Origin of the sequence: Streptomyces sp. bgisy159, assembly GCF_965341775.1 — a bacterium.
In the GTDB taxonomy this organism is placed as follows: Bacteria; Actinomycetota; Actinomycetes; order Streptomycetales; family Streptomycetaceae; genus Streptomyces.
Genome location: NZ_CBDQZH010000003.1, coordinates 347,813 through 369,885 on the forward strand (window position 1 = coordinate 347,813; position 22,073 = coordinate 369,885).

The following is a 22,073-nucleotide window of genomic DNA, read 5'->3' on the forward strand; positions in this document are numbered from 1 at the left end:
CGCGGCCCCGACGCGGGGTGCGACAAGGCCCGATGAGCCCGCCGCCGCCAATCCAGCGAACCACCCGAGCCAGTAGGCACCCCTCCCCGCGAACGCCGACAGGGCGTCGGCTAGGGTTTGGTCCGCATAAACATCAAACCCCTGCCCGACGCGGGGCGGCGACCGACCAGCGAGAAGGCCAGGCCGCAGCCGTACAGCGCGGGCGAGACTCTCGGGAAGGCGCTACGTGAGTCCCAACGGCTCCGACCGCTCGCCGCGGCGCCCGATGCGGCGGAAGCTGCTGCAGGCACTGACCGCGGGCCTGGTCCTGGCGACCGCGACCGGTTGCACATACAAGGACTTCCCCCGCCTTGGTATGCCCACCCCCACCACCGAAGAGGCTCCGCGGATCCTCTCCCTGTGGCAGGGCTCCTGGGCTGCCGCGCTCGCCGTCGGCGTGCTGGTGTGGGGCCTGATCCTGTGGAGTGCTTTCTTCCACCGGCGCAGCCGCACCAAGGTCGAGGTACCTCCGCAGACCCGGTACAACATGCCCATCGAGGCGCTGTACACGGTGGTACCGATCATCATCGTCTCGGTGCTCTTCTACTTCACGGCCCGCGACGAGTCCAAGCTCCTCGACATGTCGAAGAAGCCGGACGTCACGGTCAACGTGGTCGGCTTCCAGTGGAGCTGGTGCTTCAACTACATCGAGAACGTCGACGGTTCCACCGGGGACGCGAAGACCGACGAGAACCTGTCCGCGATCCCGGACCGGTACACGAAGGAGTTCCCGGACAACGCCGGCGGTGTGTACACCTGCGGCACCCCCGGTGAGCGGAACCCGCAGACCGGCAACCCCGGTCCGACGCTCTGGCTCCCCGAGGGCAAGACGGTCCGCTTCGTCCTCACCTCCCGTGACGTCATCCACTCCTTCTGGGTGGTGCCGTTCCTGATGAAGCAGGACGTCATCCCGGGCCACACCAACGCCTTCCAGGTGACCCCGAACAAGCAGGGCACCTTCATGGGCAAGTGCGCCGAGCTCTGCGGCGTCGACCACTCCCGGATGCTGTTCAACGTGAAGGTCGTCTCCCCCGAGCGCTACGAGCAGCACCTCAAGGACCTCGCCAAGAAGGGGCAGACCGGTTACGTTCCCGCGGGCATCGAGCAGACCGCCCATGAGAAGAACCGGGAGACGAACCAACTGTGAGCATCCTCAACGAACCTCAGGGTGCCGCGGCAGCTGAAGACTCGTACGAGAACGAGCTGCCGGTCCGGCGCAAGCAGCCCGGCAACGTGGTCATCAAGTGGCTCACCACCACCGACCACAAGACCATCGGAACGCTGTACCTGGTCACCTCGTTCGCGTTCTTCGTCATCGGCGGCGTCATGGCTCTGCTCATGCGCGCCGAGCTGGCCCGCCCGGGCCTGCAGATGATGTCGAACGAGCAGTTCAACCAGGCGTTCACGATGCACGGCACGATCATGCTGCTGATGTTCGCGACGCCGCTGTTCGCCGGCTTCGCCAACTGGATCATGCCGCTACAGATCGGCGCCCCGGACGTGGCCTTCCCGCGGCTGAACATGTTCGCCTACTGGCTGTACCTGTTCGGCTCGCTGGTCGCGGTCGGTGGTTTCCTGACCCCGGACGGCGCGGCCGACTTCGGCTGGTTCGCCTACTCCCCGCTGTCGGACGCGGTCCGTTCGCCGGGCATCGGCGCCGACATGTGGATCATGGGCCTGGCCTTCTCCGGCTTCGGCACCATCCTCGGCTCGGTCAACTTCATCACCACGATCATCTGCATGCGCGCCCCCGGCATGACGATGTTCCGCATGCCGATCTTCGTGTGGAACGTGCTGCTGACCGGTGTCCTGGTGCTGCTCGCCTTCCCGGTCCTCGCGGCCGCGCTGTTCGCCCTGGAGGCGGACCGCAAGTTCGGCGCCCACGTCTTCGACGCCGCCAACGGCGGAGCGTTGCTGTGGCAGCACCTCTTCTGGTTCTTCGGACACCCAGAGGTGTACATCATCGCCTTGCCGTTCTTCGGCATCATCAGTGAGGTCATCCCGGTCTTCTCCCGCAAGCCGATGTTCGGCTACATGGGTCTGATCGCGGCGACCATCGCCATCGCCGGCCTGTCCGTGACCGTGTGGGCGCACCACATGTACGTCACCGGCGGCGTGCTCCTGCCGTTCTTCTCCTTCATGACGTTCCTCATCGCCGTCCCGACCGGCGTGAAGTTCTTCAACTGGATCGGCACGATGTGGAAGGGCTCGCTGTCCTTCGAGACACCGATGCTGTGGGCGACCGGCTTCCTGGTCACCTTCACCTTCGGCGGCCTGACCGGCGTCATCCTGGCCTCCCCGCCCATGGACTTCCACATCTCCGACTCGTACTTCGTGGTGGCGCACTTCCACTACGTCGTCTTCGGAACCGTCGTCTTCGCGATGTTCTCCGGCTTCCACTACTGGTGGCCGAAGATGACCGGCAAGATGCTCGACGAGCGCCTCGGCAAGATCACCTTCTGGACGCTGTTCGTCGGCTTCCACGGCACCTTCCTGGTCCAGCACTGGCTGGGCGCCGAGGGCATGCCCCGCCGGTACGCGGACTACCTGCACGCCGACGGCTTCACCGCCCTGAACACGATCTCGACGATCAGCTCGTTCGTGCTCGGCCTGTCGATCCTGCCGTTCCTCTACAACGTCTGGAAGACCGCCAAGTACGGCAAGCCCGTCGGCGTCGACGACCCGTGGGGCTACGGTCGCTCCCTGGAGTGGGCGACCTCCTGCCCGCCCCCGCGGCACAACTTCCTCACCCTGCCGCGGATCCGCAGCGAATCCCCGGCGTTCGACCTGCACCACCCTGAGATCGCCGCGCTCGAGCAGCTGGAGCACGCCGGCCACGGCGCGAGCGCCCTCGCGGGCAGCAAGGAGGCCGGCAAGTGAAGATCCAGGGCAAGATGTTCATCTGGCTGAGCGTCTTCATCCTCGCCATGGCGATCGTCTACGGCGTCTGGTCGAAGGAGCCGGCCGGTACCACCGCCCTCTTCCTGGCCTTCGGCCTGGCCATCATGGTCGGCTTCTACCTGGGCTTCACCGCCCGGCGGGTCGACACCGGTGCCCAGGACAACAAGGAGGCGGACGTCGCGGACGACGCCGGCGAGCTGGGCTTCTTCAGCCCGCACAGCTGGCAGCCGCTGTCCCTGGCCGTCGGCGGGGCCCTCGCCTTCCTCGGCGTGGCGGTCGGCTGGTGGCTGCTCTACTTCGCCGCGCCGATCATCCTGATCGGCGTCTGGGGCTGGGTCTTCGAGTACTACCGCGGTGAGAACCGCACCCAGTAGCACGCGCCCCGACGCGCGGGAGCCCGGACACTCCGTGAGGAGCGTCCGGGCTCCCTCTTTTGCCGCAGCCGGGGTGTCCGATCGCCGTAATCTCCGTCACCCGTAGGAGTGACCCCGCGCGCCGTCGTTGACGTGACTTCCTACGTTGAGGTCATGAGCCCCACACCCAGCCCCCGCACCGTCGTCGGCTGCACCCTGCTGGTGATCGCCCTGGGGGCGGGCGCCAGCGCGTGCGGCTCGGACGGCGATCCGCTCGCGACCCGCCCGTACGACGCCACGGACCAGATCTCCTTCAACGGTCCCGTCAAGGACGGTGAGAAGGCCGACCCCGACCGGCCCCTGGAGATCACCGCCGACGGCGGCGGCCGTATCACCGACGTCACCGCGGTCGACGCCGCCGGACGCTATCTGGCCGGCGAACTCGCCGCCGACGGCAGCCGCTGGCACTCCACCGAACCCCTGGCCGCGAACGCCCACTACAGCGTCCGGGTGAGCACCGAGAACGGCGACGGCGAGCCCGGTCGCCGGGTCCTCACCTTCGACACCGGCACCCCCAAGGCCAAGAAGCGCCTGAAGGTCACGCTCGGCCCCAAGGCGGGCACCTACGGCGTCGGACAGCCCCTCACCGCGGAACTCGACCAGCCCGTCAAGGACCCCGTCCAGCGGGCGACCGTCGAACGGGCCCTGAAGGTGCAGTCCGTGCCCGCGGTAGGGGGCGCCTGGTACTGGGTCGACGACCAGAAGCTCCACTACCGGCCCGAGGAGTACTGGCCCGCCCACGCGAAGATCACCGTCCGCAGCAACCTGGACGGCATCAAGATCGGGAACCGGCTGTGGGGCGCCCCGGTGAAGCCGCTGCAGCTGACCATCGGCGACCGTGTGGTCGCCGTCACCGACGCCGCCGCCCACTCGCTGAAGTTCTACAAGAACGGTGAGGAGATCAAGGAGTTCCCCGTCACCACCGGCAAGCCCGGCTTCGACACCCGCAACGGGGTCAAGGTGGTGCTCGGCAAGGAGTACTACGTCCGCATGCGCGGCACCACCATCGGCATCGCCGAGGGCTCGGCCGACTCCTACGACCTGCCCGTCTACTACGCCACCCGCGTCACCTGGAGCGGCGAGTACGTCCACGCCGCCCCCTGGTCCGTCGGCTCCCAGGGCTACGCCAACGTCAGCCACGGCTGCACCGGCATGAGCACCGCCAACGCGGAGTGGTTCTTCGACCACGTCCGCGAGGGCGACGTCGTCGAGGTCGTCAACAGCGACGGCGACACCATGGAGGCCTTCGGCAACGGCTTCGGCGACTGGAACGTCACCTGGAAGAAGTGGCGCGAGGGCAGCGCTTTGACCGGCACCGGCAAGACCCCGCAGGACACGTTCTCCCTGCAGCCGGCGGCCATCTGACCGAACCCAGGGGCGCGGGAACTGCGCGACCGGCCGCCGACGGCCCGCAGCCGCCGCGGATCCCGCGCCCACACGCCCGCCTAGGCGCTCAGCAGCCGCCCGCGCAGCAACAGCGCGGCCAGCGCCGACGCGAACTCGACGGGCTCCACGGGCAGCGTCACGGCCGCCTCGGCCCGGCTCCACGTCGCCAGCCACGCGTCCTGCGGCCGCCCCATGAGCACGAGCACCGGCGGACACCGGAACACCTCGTCCTTGATCTGCCGGCACAGCCCCATGCCGCCCATCGGCACGGCCTCGCCGTCCAGCACGCAGACGTCGATGCCGCCCTTGTCCAGTTCCCGGACCACGGCGTCCGCCGTGGCGCACTCCACGAACTCCACCAGGGGCGCGTCCGGGGCCGGCCGACGGCCGCAGGCCAGCCGCACCTGCTCACGAGTGGTGGAGTCGTCGCTGTAGACCAGCACGGTGGCGGTCGGCTTCATCGTTCCTCCGGGACGTCAGCGTCGTAGAGAGTCGTAGAGTCAAGCCCGTTGGGCCGGATGCTACTCCCCTGAAGACCACGTCAACACCGGTCTGGCGGGCAGCAACACTCCGAACGGCACCCCCCGGAGTGAGGGCGGGATAAGCGACCGACATAATGTCGGTCGTGGCGACAGCAACGACAGTAGATACCGGGCACGCGCACCCGTCGGTCAACCGGCCGAACCTCACCAGCGTCGGAACCATCATCTGGCTGAGTTCCGAGCTGATGTTCTTCGCGGCCCTCTTCGCGATGTACTTCACCCTGCGATCGGTGACGGGTCCCGATCACTGGAAGGAAATGGCCGAGGCCCTGAACTTCCCGTTCTCGGCCACCAACACCACGATCCTGGTGCTCTCCTCCCTCACCTGTCAGCTCGGCGTGTTCGCCGCCGAGCGCGGTGACGTGAAGAAGCTCCGGGGCTGGTTCATCGTCACCTTCATCATGGGTGCGATCTTCATCGGCGGTCAGGTGTTCGAGTACACCGAGCTGGTCAAGAAGGACGGGCTCTCGCTCTCCTCCGACCCGTACGGCTCGGTCTTCTACCTGACCACCGGCTTCCACGGCCTGCACGTGACGGGCGGCCTCATCGCCTTCCTGCTGGTCCTCGGCCGGACCTACGCGGCCAGGAGGTTCACCCACGAGCAGGCGACCGCCGCGATCGTCGTGTCCTACTACTGGCACTTCGTCGATGTCGTCTGGATCGGCCTCTTCGCCACGATCTACATGATCAAGTAGCCGGGCCCGAACCCGCACCCATTCCAGAAGCACCGACGCAGAAGATCCTGACACCGGGGTAATCCGTGAAAAAGCTCTCCGCACGACGACGCCATCCGCTGGCGGCGGTCGTCGTCCTACTCCTCGCGCTGGCATGCACTGGGGGGCTGTACGCCGCGTTCGCGCCCGCGGGCAAGGCGCAGGCCGACGACACCGCCCAGTCCCTTGCCATCGAAGAGGGCAAGAAGCTCTACGCCGTGGGCTGCGCCAGCTGCCACGGAACCGGCGGTCAGGGCAGCTCCGACGGCCCCAGCCTGGTCGGCGTGGGCGCCGCGGCCGTCGACTTCCAGGTCGGCACCGGCCGTATGCCGGCGGCCACCTCCCAGGGCGCCCAGGTCCCGCGCAAGAAGGTCCAGTACACCCAGAAGCAGATCGACCAGCTCGCGGCCTACATCTCCTCCCTCGGCGCCGGCCCGGCCGTGCCCACCGAGGAGCAGTACAGCCCCGAGGGCGCGGACATCGCCAAGGGCGGTGAGCTGTTCCGCACCAACTGCGCCCAGTGCCACAACTTCACCGGCAAGGGCGGCGCGCTGACCCGGGGCAAGTACGCCCCGTCGCTCGAGGGCGTGGACCCGAAGCACATCTACGAGGCCATGCAGACCGGCCCGCAGAACATGCCGTCGTTCCCCGACACCACCATGTCGGAGCAGAACAAGAAGGACATCATCGCGTACCTGAACGCGGTCAACGGCGATGAGACGGTGAACCCGGGCGGTCTGGAGCTGGGCGGCCTCGGGCCGGTCAGCGAGGGCCTCTTCGCCTGGATCTTCGGTCTCGGCGCACTGATCGCGGTCGCCGTCTGGGTCGCCGCTCGGACCGCAAAGGCCAAGAAGTCATGAGTAGCCAAGAGATTCCTGAAGAGAACCTGCCCGAGCAGGCCACCGCGCGCGACATGAGCGTCGCGGACGAGAAGAACCCGTTCGCCGACCCCGGTCTGCCGCCCCACGAGCACCGCATCCAGGACATCGACGAGCGGGCCGCCAAGCGGTCCGAGCGTGTGGTGGCCATGCTGTTCACGGTGTCGATGCTGGCCACCGTCGGCTTCATCGCCTCGTACGTCGCGATCCCGCACGACAAGTCGATCTTCGTCTTCCCGATCGGCCACCTCAGCGCGCTGAACTTCGCGCTGGGTCTGTGCCTCGGCGTGGCGCTGTTCTGCATCGGCGCGGGCGCGGTCCACTGGGCCCGCACCCTGATGTCCGACGTGGAGATCGCCGACGAGCGGCACCCGATCGAGGCGTCCCCCGAGGTCAAGGCCAAGGTCATGGCCGACTTCAAGCAGGGCGCCAAGGAGTCCGCGATCGGCCGCCGCAAGCTGCTCCGCACCACCATGTTCGGCGCGCTGGCCCTGTTCCCGCTCTCCGGCGTGATGCTGCTGCGCGACCTCGGCCCGCTGCCCGGTGACAAGCTCCGCCACACCCTGTGGTCCAAGGGCAAGCTGCTCGTCAACATGAACACCAACGAGCCGCTGCGCCCCGAGGACGTCGCCGTCGGTTCGCTCACCTTCGCCAAGCCCGACGGCCTGGAGGAGGCGGACCACGACTTCCAGACCGAGATCGCCAAGTCGGCCCTGATGATCATCCGGCTCCAGCCGGACGACATCAAGGACAAGCAGGAGCTGGAGTGGTCCCACGAGGGCATCGTGGCCTACTCCAAGATCTGCACCCACGTCGGTTGCCCCATCTCGCTGTACGAGCAGCAGACGCACCACGTGCTGTGCCCTTGCCACCAGTCCACCTTCGACCTCTCCGACGGTGCCCGGGTGATCTTCGGCCCCGCCGGTCACGCCCTGCCGCAGCTGCGCATCGGTGTGAACGACGAGGGCTACCTTGAGGCGCTCGGCGACTTCGAAGAGCCCGTCGGTCCTGCATTCTGGGAGCGCGGATGAGCACTCACGAGACCACCGAGTCCCGCTCTCGCGGGAAGGCCCCGGCCGGCGAGCGCGTCGCCGACTGGGCCGACGGCCGGCTGGGGATCTACTCCCTGGCCAAGGCCAACATGCGCAAGATCTTCCCCGACCACTGGTCGTTCATGCTGGGCGAGGTCGCGCTCTACAGCTTCCTCATCATCATCCTCACCGGTGTCTGGCTGACGCTGTTCTTCCACCCGTCGATGAACGAGGTGGAGTACCACGGCAGCTACGTCCCGCTTCAGGGCCAGCTGATGAGCGAGGCCTACAAGTCGACGCTGGACATCAGCTTCGACGTCCGCGGCGGTCTGCTCATCCGGCAGATCCACCACTGGGCGGCGCTGATCTTCCTCGCGGCCATGTTCGTGCACATGATGCGCGTGTTCTTCACCGGCGCCTTCCGCAAGCCGCGTGAGATCAACTGGCTGTTCGGCTTCCTGCTGTTCGTCCTCGGCATGTTCACCGGGTTCACCGGCTACTCGCTCCCGGACGACCTGCTCTCCGGCACCGGTGTCCGCTTCACGCAGGGCGCCATCCTGTCGATGCCGATCGTGGGCACGTACATCTCGATGTTCCTCTTCGGGGGCGAGTTCCCCGGCGACGACTTCGTGGCCCGCTTTTACTCGATCCACATCCTGCTGCTGCCGGGCATCATGCTCGGCCTGGTGGTCGGCCACCTGATCCTGGTCTTCTACCACAAGCACACGCAGTTCGCGGGTCCCGGCAAGAGCAACAAGAACGTCGTCGGCATGCCGCTGCTGCCGGTCTACATGGCCAAGGCCGGAGGCTTCTTCTTCCTGGTCTTCGGTGTCATCGCGGCCATCGCGGCGATCGCGCAGATCAACCCGATCTGGGCGATCGGCCCCTACCGCCCCGACCAGGTGTCCACCGGCGCCCAGCCCGACTGGTACATGGGCTTCGCCGAGGGTCTGGTCCGCTACATGCCGGGCTGGGAGATCAACTTCTGGGGTCACACGCTGGTCCTCGGCGTGTTCATCCCGCTGGTCCTGTTCGGTCTGGTCCTGGGCGCGATCGCGGTCTACCCGTTCATCGAGTCCTGGGTCACCGGCGACAAGCGCGAGCACCACATCCTGGACCGTCCGCGCAACGCCCCGACGCGCACCGCGTTCGGTGTCGCCTGGATCACCGTGTACATGATCGGTCTGGTCGGTGGTGGCAACGACCTGTGGGCCACCCACTTCCACCTGTCGATCAACGCGGTCACCTGGTTCGTCCGGATCGGCTTCTTCGTCGGACCGGTCGTCGCCTTCATCGTCACCAAGCGGATCTGCCTCGGCCTGCAGCGCCGGGACCGCGACAAGGTGCTGCACGGTCGCGAGACCGGCACCATCAAGCGGCTGCCGCACGGTGAGTTCATCGAGGTGCACGAGCCGCTCAGCCAGGAGGCGCTGCACACCCTCACCGCGCACGAGCAGTACCAGCCGGTCGCGATCGGCGCCACCGTCGACGAGAACGGCGTCGAGCGCAAGGTGAAGTCCACCGAGAAGCTGCGCGCCAAGCTCAGCGAGGCGTACTACGGCGAGGACTCGCAGATCGCGAAGCCCACCGTCGAGGAGTACAAGGAGATCACGAGCGGCCACGGCCACCACTGATCGCTGCGGCGTCGCCACGCCACACCCCCAGGGGCCCCGTCCGGTGTTCGGACGGGGCCCTTCCTCGTGCCTCCGGCTGGATAGTGTGGGTCCCGCAGACTGTCCGACACGTCAGCACACCGTCCTACGACGATCAGGAGCGGCCGATGAGCGCTGTGACCCCCGCTGGAGGCGACACCGCGGCGGGCCGTTCCTGGCCCGACGTCCTGAACGCCCTGCTGTCCGGCCGCGACCAGAGCGCCGACGCCACGGCCTGGGCGATGGACCGGATCATGCGCGGTGAGGCCACCGACGCGCAGATCGCCGGCTTCGTGGTGGCGCTTCGCGCCAAGGGCGAGACCGTCGAGGAGATCACCGGTGTGGTCCGGGCGATGTACGAGCACGCCAATGTGATCGAGGTGTCGGGCCGCACGGTCGACATCGTCGGCACGGGCGGCGACGGCGCCCGCACGGTCAACATCTCCACCATGTCCGCGCTCGTCGTCGCCGGCACCGGCGCCAAGGTCGTCAAGCACGGCAACCGCGCCGCGTCCTCCGCGTCGGGCTCCTCCGACGTGCTGGAGAAGCTGGGCGTCAACCTCGACCTCACGCCGCGCCGGGTCGCCGAGGTCGCCGAGGAGGCGGGCATCACCTTCTGCTTCGCGGTGAAGTTCCACCCGGCGTTGCGCCATGTGGCCGCCGCCCGCGGTCAGTTGGGCATCCGCACGGTGTTCAACGCGCTCGGCCCGCTGACCAACCCGGCCAAGGTGACCTCGCAGGCGATCGGGGTCGCCGACCCGCGGATGGCCCCCATCATCGCCGGGGTGCTCGCCGAACGCGGCAACTCCGCCCTCGTCTTCCGGGGCGACGACGGCCTCGACGAGCTGACCACGACGGCGACCTCCCGGGTGTGGACCGTCCGGGACGGCAAGGTCGCCGAGGAGAGCTTCGACCCGCGCGACGTGGGCCTCGCACTGGTCCCCGTCGAGGCCCTGCGCGGCGGCGACCCGGCGTACAACGCGGAGGTCGCCCGCCGTCTGCTGGACGGCGAGCAGGGGCCCGTTCGGGACGCGGTGCTCCTGAACTCGGCGGCGGCCCTGGTCGCCCTCGACCCGACGGACGCGCCGCTCGCCGAGCAGCTCCGCGCCGGGATGGCGAAGGCCGCGCGGTCCATCGACTCGGGCGCGGCACGGCGGACCCTGGAGCGCTGGGTGGCCGTCAGCAACGCCTGACGGCGCAACGCCCGTCGGCGCACGGAGCGGTCCCGCGATCCGGACTCGGGTTGCGGGACCGCGATCACTTGGGTACGTTCCCGTACCAGGTCATGAGCGACAGCCATGCGGCCCCGGCCGGCTGTCCGGCAACCCTCCGTCCGTGGCGGGGTGCCCCGGGTGAGGACCAGGCCGCAGGCAGCGAGGTCTGCGGCAAGCGCGGACCCCTCGCGTGAACCAGGGGTCCTGGTCGTCGAGGAGCCTTCCGTGAACAAGCGAATGCGTTAGGGCGCAGAGCCCCGCCTCCGCAACCCCCTCTTCTTCGTCACCGGCGCCCGGGCCCCGACGGGCTCGCGCGGTGAGTTCCGCACGACCTCACGGGAGTTCCGCCATGTCCGTCCCCACCCTTGCCACCGACCGTGCCGTCTGTTCCCCGCTGCCCGTGCTGGGCCGGGACGTCGCCGTTCCCCTCGTGACGGGCGGCGAGGTCACCTACGCCGCGCTCGACTACGCGGCCAGCGCCCCCGCCCTCCAGCGCGTCTGGGACGACGTGGCGGCCTACGCGCCGTACTACGGCAGCGTCCACCGGGGCGCCGGATACCTCTCCCAGCTCTCCACCGACCTCTTCGAGCAGGCCCGCGCCACCGTCGCCGCCTTCCTCGACTGCCGCCCCGACGACCAGCTGGTCTTCACCCGGTCCACCACCGACTCCCTCAACCTGCTCGCCCGCGCCCTGCCGGCCGGCTGCCAGGTCTTCGTCTTCGACAGCGAGCACCACGCCGCGCTGCTGCCCTGGCCCGACGACCGGCTCACCTGCCTGCCCGCGCCGCGCGGCCCGCGCCAGGCCGTGCGGACCCTGGAGCGGGCCCTCGCCGACCGCGATCCCCACGGCCCGGCCCTGGTCTGCGTCACCGGAGCCTCCAACGTCACCGGCGAGCTGTGGCCGGTCCGGGACCTCGCCGCCGCCGCCCACGCCCACGGCGCCCGGATCGTGCTGGACGCCGCCCAGCTGGCCCCTCACCACCCGGTGAGCGTCCGCGACCTCGACGTCGACTGGGTCGCTTTCTCCGGCCACAAGCTGTACGCCCCGTTCGGCGCGGGCGTCCTCGCCGGCCGCGCCGACTGGCTGCGCGCGGCCGAGCCGTACCTCGCGGGCGGCGGCGCCAGCCGCAGGGTCGCCCGGCGCCCGGACGGGGTGGTGGAGGTGGAGTGGCACGAGAGCGCGGCCCGGCACGAGGCGGGCTCGCCCAACGTGATCGGCGCCTACGCGATCGCGTCGGCCTGCAGGGCCCTGACGGAGGCCGGCTTCGACGCGCTCGTCGCCCGCGAGCAGCACCTGATCGCGAGGGTGCGCGCCGGTCTGGCCGAGGTTCCGCGGGTCAGCGTCCTGTCGCTGTTCGGCGAGGACGCCCCCCGCGTCGGCGTGGTCTCCTTCGTCGTCGACGGCTGGAGCAGCTCCCACTTCGCCGCCGCCCTCTCCGCCGAGTACGGCATCGGCGTCCGTGACGGCCTGTTCTGCGCCCACCCGCTGCTGCGCACCCTGCTGGGCGCGGCCCCCGGCGCCCCGGGAGAGTGCGGCGCCCCTGAGGAGCCCCTGAACGCCCTCCGCGTCAGCTTCGGCGCGGGCACCCCCGACGAACACGTCGACCGCTTCCTGACCGCGGTCCGGGAACTGGTCACCCGGGGCGCGAAGTGGACGTACCGGACGGAGAACGGCCGCTGCGTCCCGGCGATGGGCTGAGGCGGCTCAGGAGTCCAGCCCGATGGCGAACGCGGCCTCCAGGTCGTGCTGCGAGTACGTGCGGAAGGCGACGTGCGTGTCCGTCGCCTCCACACCGGGGATCTTGCTGATCCGTGCGGGGATGACCTCGGCGAGGTCCTCGTGCTGCCGCACCCGGACCATGGCGATCAGGTCGTAGGTGCCCGTCACCGAGAAGACCTCGCTCACACTCTCCAGGGAGGCGATCTGCTCGGCGATCTCCGGGATCCGGTCCACGCTGGTCTTGATCAGAACGATCGCGGTGATCACGGCTGGTTCTCTCCCTCGGGGGCCGGAGCTGGGGCGGCCCTCACTTTAGTCCCACGGCCGTATCTCGCCCACGCGTAGCCGAAGCCCAGCCCGAACCCCACCAGGTGGGCCAGGTACGCCACCTCCTGCCCCCGCGCGGCGCGCTCCGCCAGCCACTGCAGGACGGCCCAGAACGGCAGCACCACCCAGGCCGGGAACCGCAGCGGCAGGAAGAACAGGAACGGAAGGAGACTGGTCACCCGCGCCCGGGGAAACAGGTACAGAAAGGCCCCCAGCACCGCCGAGATCGCCCCGGAGGCGCCGACCAGCGACTGCTCGGAGGACGCGTGGGCGGCCGCGTAGCCGAGCAGCGCGAGATAGCCGCAGCCGACGTAGAAGAGGGTGAACTCCACGCGGCCCATCCGGCCCTCGGTCATACCCCCGAAGACGTGGAGGAACAGCATGTTGCCCAGCAGGTGCAGCCAGCTGCCGTGGACGAACAGCGCGGTCAGCGGAGTCAGGGCGGCCCGCGGGGCGCCCGTGAACAGCTCGGCCGGGACCACGCCCCAGCGCCGGAAGTAGGCCCGCTGCGCGGCGAGCAGCTCGTCACCGGTGCCGTACACCGGGCTCAGGCCGGACGCCGGCCCCACCAGGAAGATCACGCAGCACAGGGTGATCAGCCCGTAGGTCACCGGGGTCGAGGTGTTCCGGATCCTGGCGAGGACCCTGCCGCCGCTGCTGCCGATCATGAACACAGAGCATGACGTAACCGGACCGAATGGGACGGACCGCCTCGCCGCCCTGGACGGACGGGCGACGGGACCGCGCCAGGCCGTAGGGTTACGACCCACACGCACCGGGGAGAGTCCGGCGCGTCACCGACAATGGAAACCAAGGAAGAAAAGAGCACAGCCACGATGACGGTTCCCCTGCCGACCGCCACGACGCGGTGGCGCTGCACCCTCTGCGGCAACCTCACCCGGTTCGACGTGACGCGCTCGTCGAAGGTCGTGGAGTACGTCCACCTCGATCTGGCCGGCGAGCCGAAGGTCGAGGAGCGCGAGGTGCTCAGTGAGACCATCGAGTCGGTGCGGTGCCGCTGGTGCAACGCCGTGGACAAGGTGGAACTCGTGGACAGGCCGGGTGCCGAGTAACGGGCCGGTGCCCGGGACCGGTCGTGACAGGTAGTGGGGTGTGACGGATGGTGGAGAGCGCAGGCGGGGGGCCGGGGGACGGCGCCGCTGAGGTGCTCGACCGTCCGCTGCCCGACGGCGTGCGCCGCCGGGTCGTGCAGATCGTGTCGGACGGTTTCGGCGGGCTGACCCTCTCCGAACTTCCCGCGCAGCTGCGCCAGTACGCGCGCTTCGCGCCCAACCGGCGGGCCAAGTTCGCCGGGAACGCGATGGCGGCCGCGCTGGAGACGGAACCACTGTTCCGCCAGCGCATCGGGGAGAAGCTGAGAGAGGCCCAGCCGGAACTCGCCGGCGCCCTCGACTCCGGCTCGCCGCCCCCGGCCGCGGATCCGCTCGATGTGGCGGCCGCGGCCTACGTACTCCGGCCCACCGGCTGGGTGAAGCTGGTCACCGCGGCCGGTGAGGAGGCGCAGCGGGCGGACGCCGAGCGCGCCGACGAGGAGAGCCGCGCCGAGCTGGAGCGGCTGCGCGAACAGCTCGGGCAGGCCCGGGAACAGACCCGCGCCGAGACCGAGCGGCTGCGCGCCGAGCTGGAGTCGGCCCGCAAGGAAGCGGAATCGCTTCAGCGCAAGCTGCGCTCCGCCCTCAGCGACGTCAAGCGGGGCGAGGCCGCCCTGCGCAAGCTGCGCGGCGAGATGGAGGCGGTGCGCGCCGAGGGGCAGGCCCAGCTGTCCGCCGCGGAGGGCGAGACACGGCGGCTGAGGGCGCGGCTCGGGGAGACCGAGGCCGCCCTGGAGGCCAGCCGCAAGGCGGCCCGGGAGGGGCGCAGCGTCGAGGACATGCGGGTGCGGCTGCTGCTGGACACCGTGCTGGACGCGGCCCAGGGGCTGCGCCGCGAACTGGCCCTGCCGCCCGTCTCGGTGCGCCCGGCCGAGACCGTGGACGCCGTCGAGCCGGGCCGGATGACCCCGAAGGACATCGCCGCCCGCGCGCTGTCCGAGCACGATCCGGCCATCCTCGACCAGCTCCTCGCCCTGCCGCAGGCCCATCTGGTCGTCGACGGCTACAACGTGACCAAGACCGGTTATCCGCAGATGCCGTTGGAGAAGCAGCGGCTCAGGCTGCTCGGCCAGCTCTCGCAGCTCGCGGCGCAGACCGGTGCCGAGGTGACGTGTGTCTTCGACGGGGCCGAACTGGCCGCGCCGGTGCTGCTGGCGCCGCCGCGCGGGGTGCGGGTGCTGTTCTCCAAGCCGGGTGTGACCGCCGACGAGCTGATCCGCCGGCTGGTGCGCGCCGAACCGCCGGGCCGGCCCGTCATCGTCGCCTCCACCGACCGCGAGGTGGCCGACGGGGTCGCCAGGGCCGGAGCGCGTCCGGTGGCTTCTGCGGTACTCCTCAAGCGGTTGTCCTGAAAGGCGCAACCTCCACGGGTAATGCCCGAATTGGGGCGGAACGCGGCGCGACGCTGGGTCAAGGGGGCGTCACCACAGGTGAGTTCGGTGGGAAAAGTGCGCCGTGTGACGGGAAAATGCGCCTGAGGATTTGAAGTGATCACGAGTAGGTCACTAGGGTCTGGCCTCGAACCTCCACACGGGTGATCACTCAAAAGAAGGAGCCCGTCTCCGTGGCGTCCCATCGTCGACCCAAGCAGCCCAGCCGCACGCGCGTGACCGTGCTGACCACCGCTGCCGCCGCAGCCGTTGCCCTCAGCTCCCAGGCCGCCAACGCGGCACCGAGCGAGAAGCCGACCAAGGACGAGGTCAAGGCGAAGGTCGACAAGCTGTACGAGGAGGCCGAGCAGGCCACCGAGAAGTACAACGGCGCCAAGGAGAAGCAGGAGAAGCTCCAGAAGGAGATCTCCACCATCCAGGACAACGTCGCCCGCGGCCAGGAGGAGCTCAACGAGCTGCGCGACTCCATGGGCCTGGCGGCCGCCGCCCAGTACCGCACGGGCACCATCGACTCCTCCCTCCAGCTGTTCCTGTCGTCCGACCCGGACGACTACCTGGACAAGGCGTCCACCGCCGACCAGCTCAGCGCCCAGCAGGTCGAGTCGCTGAAGAAGATCCAGGACAAGCAGCGCGAACTGGCGCAGGACCGCTCCGAGGCCACCGCCAAGCTCAAGGACCTGGCCACCACCCGGACCGAACTCGGCAAGAAGAAGCAGGAGGTCCAGGGCAAGCTGGCCGAGGCGCAGAAGCTCCTCAACAGCCTGACCGCCGCCGAGAAGGCCGCCCTCGCCGCCGAACAGGCCCGCGCCAGCCGCTCCTCCACGACGCGCGTGAACCTCAGCGGTGCCACCGCCGGCTCCAGCCGCGCCATGGCCGCCTTCCAGGCCGCCCAGAGCAAGATCGGCTCCCCGTACGTCTACGGCGCCTCCGGCCCCTCCTCCTTCGACTGCTCGGGCCTGACCTCCTGGGCCTACGCCCAGGCCGGCGTCGGCATCCCCCGCACCTCCCAGGCGCAGGCCAACGCCGGTCAGCGCATCTACTCGCAGAGCGACCTGCGCGTCGGCGACCTCGTCATCTTCTACGGCGACCTGCACCACGTCGGCTTCTACGCCGGCAACGGCCAGGTGCTGCACGCCCCGCGCACCGGCACCGTCGTGCGCTACGAGTCGATCAACAACATGCCGTTCCAGTTCGGCGTCCGGATCTGACGTCACCCACCCGGGCCGTTCCAAGATCAGGACACGGCACCGCCCGAACGGGCGAATCGCGTCGACCCGTACTGACCCCATGCCCCGCCGGTGACCTGCGTCAGCGGCGGGGCGTCACCGTGTGTTGCCGCCGAGGTCTTTGGCCGCCGCCCCGCCACGGGGCTACTGTCTGCCGCGTTTCCCCGTCCGTCGGGGGTCCGCCAGTGGAGAGGAGCGCGGCTTTCCGTGGGGTTCCATCGTCGTCTCGCACCGTCCGGCTTCGACCGCGGCGCGGCCGGTGCGCTCAGCGCGCTGTCCGTCGCGGCCGCGGCACTGGGCGCCGTCTCCGCCGTCCCGGCCTCGGCCGCTCCGCACGACGACACCCGTGCGGAGGTGGACCGCCTCTACGAGGAGGCCGAGCGGGCCACCGAGGCCTTCAACGAGGCCGGCGAACGCGCCGGCCTCCTGCGCCGGCAGGTCCGGGACGCCCAGGACCGCATCGCGCGGCAGCAGGCGCGCATCAACGAGATGCGCGACAAGCTCGGCTCCCTGGCCGGCGCCCAGTACCGGGCGGGCGGACTCGACCCGTCGCTGGCGCTGCTGTTCTCCGACGACCCCGACGACTACCTCGCCAAGGCGGCCGCCCTCGACCGCATCACCGTCCACCAGGCCGGTGAGCTTCGGGAACTGCAGGACGCGATGCGCGACCTCGCCCAGGAGCGTGCCGAGGCCACCGACCGGCTCAGCGAGCTGGAGAAGAGCCGCAAGGCGGTCGCGAGTCACAAGCGGACCGTCGAGCGGAAACTCGCCCGGGCGCGGCAGTTGCTCAACGCGCTGTCGTCCACCGAACGCGCCGCCTACGACCGGGCCTCGCGCTCGGGACGCGTGGACCTGCCGGACCTCGGCGGCGGTGCCCCCGCCTCCGGGCGGGCGGCCGCGGCGGTGGCCGCCGCCCGTTCGGCGCTCGGCAGGCCGTACGTCTGGGGCGCCAACGGCCCCTCCGGGTTCGACTGCTCGGGTCTGATGCAGTGGTCGTACGCGCAGGCCGGGGTCGCCCTGCCGCGCACCTCGCAGGCCCAGGCGCACGCAGGCCGCCGCGTCCCGCTCTCCGAGGCCCGGCCCGGCGACATCGTCACCTACCGCTCCGACGCCAGCCACGTCGGCATGTACGTCGGCAACGGCCAGGTGATCCACGCCCCCTACCCGGGGGCGCCGGTGCGCTACGACCCGGTCGGGATGATGCCGGTGTCCGCGGTGACCCGGCCCTGACCGGACCGTCCGGGTCCCGCTCCGGGCGCCTCCCCGTACGATCGGGAGAATGGCTGGTCGACGGCGGACGCCCGGGTCCGCAGTGGTGGCGGTGTGCCTGTTGCTCGTCTCGCTGGTGGCGTGCGGCGGCCGGACCGCGACCGACGGCGCTCGCGCGGACGCCCAGCGGCTGCTGGACCGCAGAGCGGCCGCGCTCCTCGCGCACGACGCGGGGGCGTACGCCCGCACCGGTGCCGGCGCGGCGTTCGAGCGGGTACGGGCGGTGCCGCTGGCGGACTGGTCGTACCGGGTGACCGGCACCCACCGCACCGGCGACGCCCTCGCCGTCGACGCCGACCTGAGCTACCGGGTCCGGGGACACGACCGGGCGCCGGTGACCGTCCCGCGGGCGCTGCGGCTGGCCCGGGACGCCGGCGGGCGGTGGGCGGTGGCGGAGGAACGCCCCGCGCCGAAGGCGGGCCAGCAGCTCTGGGACCAGGGCACGGTGACCGTGGTGCGCGGCCGGCACAGCCTCGTCATGGGGGTGGGCCAGTCCGGCGAGCGGCTGCGGTCCTTCGCCGACCTGGCGGACCGGGCGGTGCCGGCGGTCTCGGCGGTGTGGGGCACGGACTGGGCCGGGCAGGTCGTCCTCCTCGTGCCGACGTCGCTGGAGGGCATGGCCGGGCTGCTCGGCTCGCCGGCCTCCTCCTACCGGGGGATCGCCGCCGTCACCACCGGGGAGACCGGCGGCCCGCCCCGGGCGCCCGCGGACCGGATCGTCGTCAATCCCGACGCGTACCGGACGCTCGGCCCGATCGGCCGGCAGGTCGTCATCACCCACGAGACCACGCATGTCGCCACCCGCGCGCACACCAACGGCGCGACCCCGCTGTGGCTGTCCGAGGGCTACGCCGACTGGGTCGGCTACCGCGACACCGACCGCGGACCCGCCGAGGCCGCCCCCGAACTGGCCCGCGCGATGGCCGAGGGCCGGGCCCCGGACGCGCTGCCGACCGACGAGGACTTCGGCTTCGGCGGCGACGCGACCCGGCTGGCCCAGGCCTACGAGGGCGGCTGGATGGCGTGCCGGGTGATCGCCGAGCGGTGGGGCGAGGAGCGGCTCCACGCCTTCTACCGGGCGGTCGGCGCGCACGGCAAGCGCGAAGGCGCCGTCGAGGGCGCCCTGCGGGACGTGCTCGGCACGACGCTGCGGGACTTCACCGCCGACTGGCAGGACTATCTGCGCGCTCGGCTCGCCGGCTGATCCGGCACGGCGGAGCCTTCGCCGGCCGGCCGCGTTCCGCTTCCCCGGTGTCCCGCGCGACGCGCAGCATGTCCTGCCGGACCAGGTCACCCGCGTCAACCGCGCGCACCGGGGCGCCCGCGTCGTCAGGCCAGAAGCCGGTCGGGTGCGGGTGAGCGGCGGCCACCGGCAGGGGGGCGGGGTTCCCGGACCGGCTGACTCGCGGCGGCCGCGCGGCGGGCGGCGACCGCTTCTTGGTCCGTGGGCGCGTTCGGCGTCGGGCGGCGACCGCCCCCTGGGGCGTGGCGGCGTTCGGCACCGGGCAGGCCGTCGCGCACGAGGGGGCGCTGCTCCCGCGCGGCGTCGGTACCCACCCGCCGCTGCTGTCCGTCCGCATCGTGTACGGCGGTGTCTTCGAGGGCGGGGACGGGCGCCCGGGCTGCCGCTGAGCGCCCGGGCGGGGACCGTGCTGCGCCCGGCGCCCGCCCGCTTCCGGCCCGGCCCGCCGGGACTGGCGGGCCCGTGCGTGGCGACGGCGCTCGCCAGGGCGGCGCGCGGGCCGGGCCGGTCGGCGCGGCCGGCGTCAGGAGGGCGAGGAGGCCCGCCCGGCGCGGGCGGCCTGGCCGGGCAGGACCACCGCCGGCCGCTCGGGCACGGTCGACCGCCACAGCCGCACGCAGGCGATGAGCGCCGCCGCGACCAGCAGGCCGTTGCGGACGAACAGCAGACCCACCCCCAGCGGCTCGCTCGCCACGACCCGGTCGAACCACACCGGGAACTCCAGGACCGTCACCGGCGAGGCGAGCGCCACCAGCAGCGCGGGCGGACCCATCACCGTGTCCCGGAAACACAGGCACACCGCCGCCACTCCGAGCAGCCACACCAGGTACTGCGGGCTGATCACCCGGCTGGTGACGGTGAACAGCAGCACCCCGGTGAACGCGGCCTCCGCGAGCGACCGTGGCGGCAGCCGGCGAGCCGACAGCCGCCACAGCAGCAGCCAGCCGAACGCCACGGCGGTCAGGGACAGCGCCAGCGTGCTCACCGCGCGCACCCCCGGCCCGAGGAACTCCACCGAGCCGTAGCGCAGCACCACCCGCCCGTCCCAGCCGGTGTGCCGGGCCAGATGGAACGCCAGCCCGCCCACCGACTCCACCTCGGTGCCCCGCTCGCGCTGGAAACCCAGGAACGCGAACGCGCCCGGCATGGTCAGCGCGAACAGCGCCGACAGCCCGGCGACGGCCGCCGCGGCCGCGCCCCACGCCCGCCGCCGCACCGCACCGGCCAGCAGTAGCGCCGGCCACACCTTCAGCAGCACCCCGAACCCGGCCAGCGCCCCCATCGCCCGCGGGTGCCGGGCCCCGGCGACCAGCGCCGCCACCGCGACCGCGGTCACCATCACGTCGTAGCGGGCGTACACCGTGGGACCGAGCAGCGGCACGGCCGCCACCCACAGCCAGGCCCCGCGCCGGCCGCGGCCCGGGCGCGCACCTGCCCGCAGCAGCAGCGTCAGGACGGCCAGGTCGGCGAGGAAGGCCAGCACGAAGAACGCCGGGGCGTAGCCGAGGAACGGCAGCAGGGCGGGGGAGAGGACCGCCGGCGCGGCGGCCGGCGGGTACTGCCACGTGACGTCGTGCGCCGGGAACGCCCCCGTGCGCAGCGTGTCGTACCAGCCCTGGTAGACGACCGAGACATCGGTGGTGACGTCCGGGCCGGGGAAGGGCAGTACCTGGAAGACGCACAGCAGCAGGGCGGCCCGGGTGCCGCCCCAGACCGTCAGCAGTCCGGTCGGCGGTCGCCGTGCGTCCGTGATCTCCACCTGTGCCCCTGTCCGTCCGCTTCGTGGATGGGGGTCATGGTCTCCCGGCGGACGGTGCGGACGCCATGAAGCGCGGCCGTGGCAGCCGACGCGTCACCGTTGGATACAGTCGGCGGCGATGCACAAGACCCTGATCGTGACCAACGACTTCCCGCCCCGCCCGGGCGGGATCCAGGCGTTCCTGCACAACATGGCGCTCCACCTCGACCCCGAGCGCCTGGTCGTCTACGCCTCCACCTGGAAGCGGGGCCGCGAGGGCGCCGAGGCGACGGCCGCCTTCGACGCCGAGCAGCCCTTCCCCGTCGTACGCGACCGCACGACGATGCTGCTGCCCACGCCGGGCGCGACCCGGCGGGCCGTCGAGCTGCTGCGCGAGCACGGCTGCACGTCGGTGTGGTTCGGGGCGGCGGCGCCGCTCGGCCTGATGGCGCCGGCGCTGCGCCGGGCGGGCGCCGAGCGCCTGGTGGCCACCACCCACGGCCACGAGGCCGGCTGGGCACAGCTGCCCGCCGCCCGGCAGCTGCTCGGCCGGATCGGCGACACCACGGACACGGTCACCTACCTCGGCGAGTACACGCGCTCGCGCATCGCCACCGCGCTCAGCCCCGCGGCCGCCGCGCGCATGGTCCAGCTGCCGCCGGGCGTCGACGAGAAGACCTTCCACCCCGCCTCGGGCGGCGACGAGGTCCGCGCCCGCCTCGGCCTGACCGACCGCCCGGTCGTCGTCTGCGTCTCCCGGCTGGTCCGCCGCAAGGGTCAGGACACGCTGATCCGGGCCATGCCGCGGGTCCTGGCCGCCGAGCCGGACGCGGTGCTGCTGATCGTGGGCGGCGGACCCTACGAGAAGGACCTGCGCCGGATGGCGCGCGAGACCGGGGTGGCCGCCGCCGTCCGCTTCACCGGCCCCGTCCCCTGGTCCGAGCTGCCCGCCCACTTCGGCGCCGGCGACGTCTTCGCGATGCCCTGCCGGACGCGGCGGGGCGGTCTGGACGTCGAGGGGCTCGGGATCGTCTACCTGGAGGCGTCGGCCACCGGGCTCCCCGTGGTCGCCGGCGACTCCGGCGGCGCCCCGGACGCGGTCCTGGACGGTGAGACGGGCTGGGTGGTGCGCGGCGGTTCGCCTCAGGAGGCCGCCGACCGCGTGGTCGCCCTGCTCGGGGATCCGGAGCTGCGCCGGCGGATGGGGGAGCGGGGCCGCCGGTGGGTGGAGGAGAAGTGGCGCTGGGACCTGCTGGCGGAGCGCCTGAAGGCGCTGCT

The 22,073-nt window shown here is 71.3% G+C and carries 21 protein-coding genes and 1 riboswitch; of the genes, 17 read left to right on the plus strand and 4 right to left on the minus strand.

The window, feature by feature from the left end; translation table 11 throughout:
* The first annotated feature begins 226 nt into the window (after positions 1-226).
* The 4 genes from ctaC to ACSLTV_RS05475 all read left to right on the plus strand — a co-directional run bounded on the left by ctaC (position 227) and on the right by ACSLTV_RS05475 (position 4,718).
* Positions 227-1,186 carry an aa3-type cytochrome oxidase subunit II gene (gene ctaC, locus ACSLTV_RS05460; RefSeq protein ID WP_432135610.1) on the plus strand — a complete coding sequence of 320 codons (960 nt, stop codon included), beginning with the start codon at positions 227-229 and terminating at the stop codon, positions 1,184-1,186.
* Positions 1,183-2,919, plus strand: a complete 1,737-nt coding sequence (gene ctaD, locus ACSLTV_RS05465) for an aa3-type cytochrome oxidase subunit I (RefSeq protein WP_432135609.1) — start codon at positions 1,183-1,185, stop codon at positions 2,917-2,919. The genes ctaC and ctaD overlap by 4 nt, the downstream gene beginning before the upstream one ends.
* A complete protein-coding gene (locus ACSLTV_RS05470; RefSeq protein WP_432135608.1) occupies positions 2,916-3,314 on the plus strand; it encodes a cytochrome c oxidase subunit 4 in 399 nt (132 codons plus the stop codon). Before ctaD ends, ACSLTV_RS05470 begins: the two co-directional genes overlap by 4 nt.
* Before the next feature lie 153 nt (positions 3,315-3,467).
* Positions 3,468-4,718, plus strand: coding sequence for an Ig-like domain-containing protein (locus tag ACSLTV_RS05475; protein ID WP_432135607.1), 1,251 nt, complete (start codon positions 3,468-3,470; stop codon positions 4,716-4,718).
* Positions 4,719-4,798: 80 nt separating this feature from the next.
* Here ACSLTV_RS05475 and ACSLTV_RS05480 read toward each other — a convergent pair whose 3' ends face one another.
* Positions 4,799-5,200 (minus strand): hypothetical protein, encoded by a 402-nt coding sequence (locus tag ACSLTV_RS05480; protein ID WP_432135606.1) that lies wholly within the window; start codon positions 5,198-5,200, stop codon positions 4,799-4,801.
* A 155-nt stretch (positions 5,201-5,355) separates the two neighbouring features.
* Here ACSLTV_RS05480 and ctaE point away from each other — a divergent pair, with 155 nt between their 5' ends.
* The 6 genes from ctaE (at position 5,356) to ACSLTV_RS05510 (ending at position 12,468) form a co-directional block, all read left to right on the plus strand.
* A complete protein-coding gene (gene ctaE, locus ACSLTV_RS05485) occupies positions 5,356-5,976 on the plus strand; it encodes an aa3-type cytochrome oxidase subunit III (RefSeq protein ID WP_432135605.1) in 621 nt (206 codons plus the stop codon).
* 65 nt (positions 5,977-6,041) lie between these two features.
* Positions 6,042-6,854, plus strand: a complete 813-nt coding sequence (qcrC, locus tag ACSLTV_RS05490; protein WP_432135604.1) for a cytochrome bc1 complex diheme cytochrome c subunit — start codon at positions 6,042-6,044, stop codon at positions 6,852-6,854.
* Positions 6,851-7,903, plus strand: a complete 1,053-nt coding sequence (gene qcrA / locus ACSLTV_RS05495; RefSeq protein WP_432135603.1) for a cytochrome bc1 complex Rieske iron-sulfur subunit — start codon at positions 6,851-6,853, stop codon at positions 7,901-7,903. Before qcrC ends, qcrA begins: the two co-directional genes overlap by 4 nt.
* The gene (gene qcrB / locus ACSLTV_RS05500) at positions 7,900-9,537 is read left to right on the plus strand and encodes a cytochrome bc1 complex cytochrome b subunit (protein WP_432135602.1); all 1,638 of its coding nucleotides are present in this window, start codon (positions 7,900-7,902) and stop codon (positions 9,535-9,537) included. The genes qcrA and qcrB overlap by 4 nt, the downstream gene beginning before the upstream one ends.
* A gap of 146 nt (positions 9,538-9,683) precedes the next feature.
* Entirely contained in the window at positions 9,684-10,748 is a 1,065-nt protein-coding gene (trpD, locus tag ACSLTV_RS05505) for an anthranilate phosphoribosyltransferase (protein ID WP_432135601.1), read from the plus strand.
* 88 nt (positions 10,749-10,836) lie between these two features.
* Positions 10,837-10,953: riboswitch (SAM riboswitch) on the plus strand.
* A gap of 165 nt (positions 10,954-11,118) precedes the next feature.
* Entirely contained in the window at positions 11,119-12,468 is a 1,350-nt protein-coding gene (locus tag ACSLTV_RS05510; RefSeq protein ID WP_435611714.1) for an aminotransferase class V-fold PLP-dependent enzyme, read from the plus strand.
* Between the two features lie 6 nt (positions 12,469-12,474).
* Here ACSLTV_RS05510 and ACSLTV_RS05515 read toward each other — a convergent pair whose 3' ends face one another.
* Both ACSLTV_RS05515 and ACSLTV_RS05520 read right to left on the minus strand, forming a co-directional pair.
* Positions 12,475-12,756, minus strand: a complete 282-nt coding sequence (locus ACSLTV_RS05515; RefSeq protein WP_432135599.1) for an Lrp/AsnC family transcriptional regulator — start codon at positions 12,754-12,756, stop codon at positions 12,475-12,477.
* Complete coding sequence (locus ACSLTV_RS05520) at positions 12,753-13,484, minus strand: rhomboid family intramembrane serine protease (protein WP_432135598.1); 732 nt, start codon at positions 13,482-13,484, stop codon at positions 12,753-12,755. The genes ACSLTV_RS05515 and ACSLTV_RS05520 overlap by 4 nt, the downstream gene beginning before the upstream one ends.
* Before the next feature lie 168 nt (positions 13,485-13,652).
* On the opposite strand from ACSLTV_RS05520, the gene ACSLTV_RS05525 reads away from it, so the two are divergent.
* The 6 genes from ACSLTV_RS05525 to ACSLTV_RS05550 all read left to right on the plus strand — a co-directional run bounded on the left by ACSLTV_RS05525 (position 13,653) and on the right by ACSLTV_RS05550 (position 19,446).
* The gene (locus ACSLTV_RS05525) at positions 13,653-13,889 is read left to right on the plus strand and encodes a hypothetical protein (protein WP_398866397.1); all 237 of its coding nucleotides are present in this window, start codon (positions 13,653-13,655) and stop codon (positions 13,887-13,889) included.
* Positions 13,890-13,936: 47 nt separating this feature from the next.
* Entirely contained in the window at positions 13,937-15,280 is a 1,344-nt protein-coding gene (locus ACSLTV_RS05530; protein WP_432155744.1) for an NYN domain-containing protein, read from the plus strand.
* A gap of 212 nt (positions 15,281-15,492) precedes the next feature.
* Positions 15,493-16,527 (plus strand): NlpC/P60 family protein, encoded by a 1,035-nt coding sequence (locus ACSLTV_RS05535; RefSeq protein ID WP_432135596.1) that lies wholly within the window; start codon positions 15,493-15,495, stop codon positions 16,525-16,527.
* Between the two features lie 225 nt (positions 16,528-16,752).
* Entirely contained in the window at positions 16,753-17,775 is a 1,023-nt protein-coding gene (locus tag ACSLTV_RS05540; RefSeq protein WP_432135595.1) for an NlpC/P60 family protein, read from the plus strand.
* Between the two features lie 49 nt (positions 17,776-17,824).
* A complete protein-coding gene (locus ACSLTV_RS05545) occupies positions 17,825-19,018 on the plus strand; it encodes a hypothetical protein (protein WP_432135594.1) in 1,194 nt (397 codons plus the stop codon).
* A gap of 281 nt (positions 19,019-19,299) precedes the next feature.
* A complete protein-coding gene (locus tag ACSLTV_RS05550) occupies positions 19,300-19,446 on the plus strand; it encodes a hypothetical protein (RefSeq protein ID WP_432135593.1) in 147 nt (48 codons plus the stop codon).
* Positions 19,447-19,580: 134 nt separating this feature from the next.
* Here the strand turns inward: ACSLTV_RS05550 and ACSLTV_RS05555 are convergent, their stop codons facing one another.
* Positions 19,581-20,816: a glycosyltransferase 87 family protein gene (locus tag ACSLTV_RS05555; protein WP_432135592.1), complete on the minus strand. Its 1,236-nt coding sequence runs from the start codon at positions 20,814-20,816 to the stop codon at positions 19,581-19,583.
* Positions 20,817-20,934: 118 nt separating this feature from the next.
* Here ACSLTV_RS05555 and ACSLTV_RS05560 point away from each other — a divergent pair.
* A partial coding sequence (locus ACSLTV_RS05560) for a glycosyltransferase family 4 protein (protein ID WP_432135591.1) occupies positions 20,935-22,073 on the plus strand: 1,139 nt, incomplete at its 3' end.

What these genes read in the sequence shown, in the direction of transcription:
- ACSLTV_RS05530 (WP_432155744.1), top strand. Translation starts at nt 13,937, where the DNA reads ATGGTGGAGAGCGCAGGCGGGGGGCCGGGGGACGGCGCCGCTGAGGTG.
- qcrA (WP_432135603.1), top strand. Translation starts at nt 6,851, where the DNA reads ATGAGTAGCCAAGAGATTCCTGAAGAGAACCTGCCCGAGCAGGCCACC.
- ACSLTV_RS05480 (WP_432135606.1), bottom strand. Translation starts at nt 5,200, where the DNA reads ATGAAGCCGACCGCCACCGTGCTGGTCTACAGCGACGACTCCACCACT.
- trpD (WP_432135601.1), top strand. Translation starts at nt 9,684, where the DNA reads ATGAGCGCTGTGACCCCCGCTGGAGGCGACACCGCGGCGGGCCGTTCC.
- ACSLTV_RS05520 (WP_432135598.1), bottom strand. Translation starts at nt 13,484, where the DNA reads ATGATCGGCAGCAGCGGCGGCAGGGTCCTCGCCAGGATCCGGAACACC.
- ACSLTV_RS05510 (WP_435611714.1), top strand. Translation starts at nt 11,119, where the DNA reads ATGTCCGTCCCCACCCTTGCCACCGACCGTGCCGTCTGTTCCCCGCTG.
- ACSLTV_RS05475 (WP_432135607.1), top strand. Translation starts at nt 3,468, where the DNA reads ATGAGCCCCACACCCAGCCCCCGCACCGTCGTCGGCTGCACCCTGCTG.
- ctaE (WP_432135605.1), top strand. Translation starts at nt 5,356, where the DNA reads ATGTCGGTCGTGGCGACAGCAACGACAGTAGATACCGGGCACGCGCAC.
- ACSLTV_RS05525 (WP_398866397.1), top strand. Translation starts at nt 13,653, where the DNA reads ATGACGGTTCCCCTGCCGACCGCCACGACGCGGTGGCGCTGCACCCTC.
- ACSLTV_RS05545 (WP_432135594.1), top strand. Translation starts at nt 17,825, where the DNA reads ATGGCTGGTCGACGGCGGACGCCCGGGTCCGCAGTGGTGGCGGTGTGC.
- qcrB (WP_432135602.1), top strand. Translation starts at nt 7,900, where the DNA reads ATGAGCACTCACGAGACCACCGAGTCCCGCTCTCGCGGGAAGGCCCCG.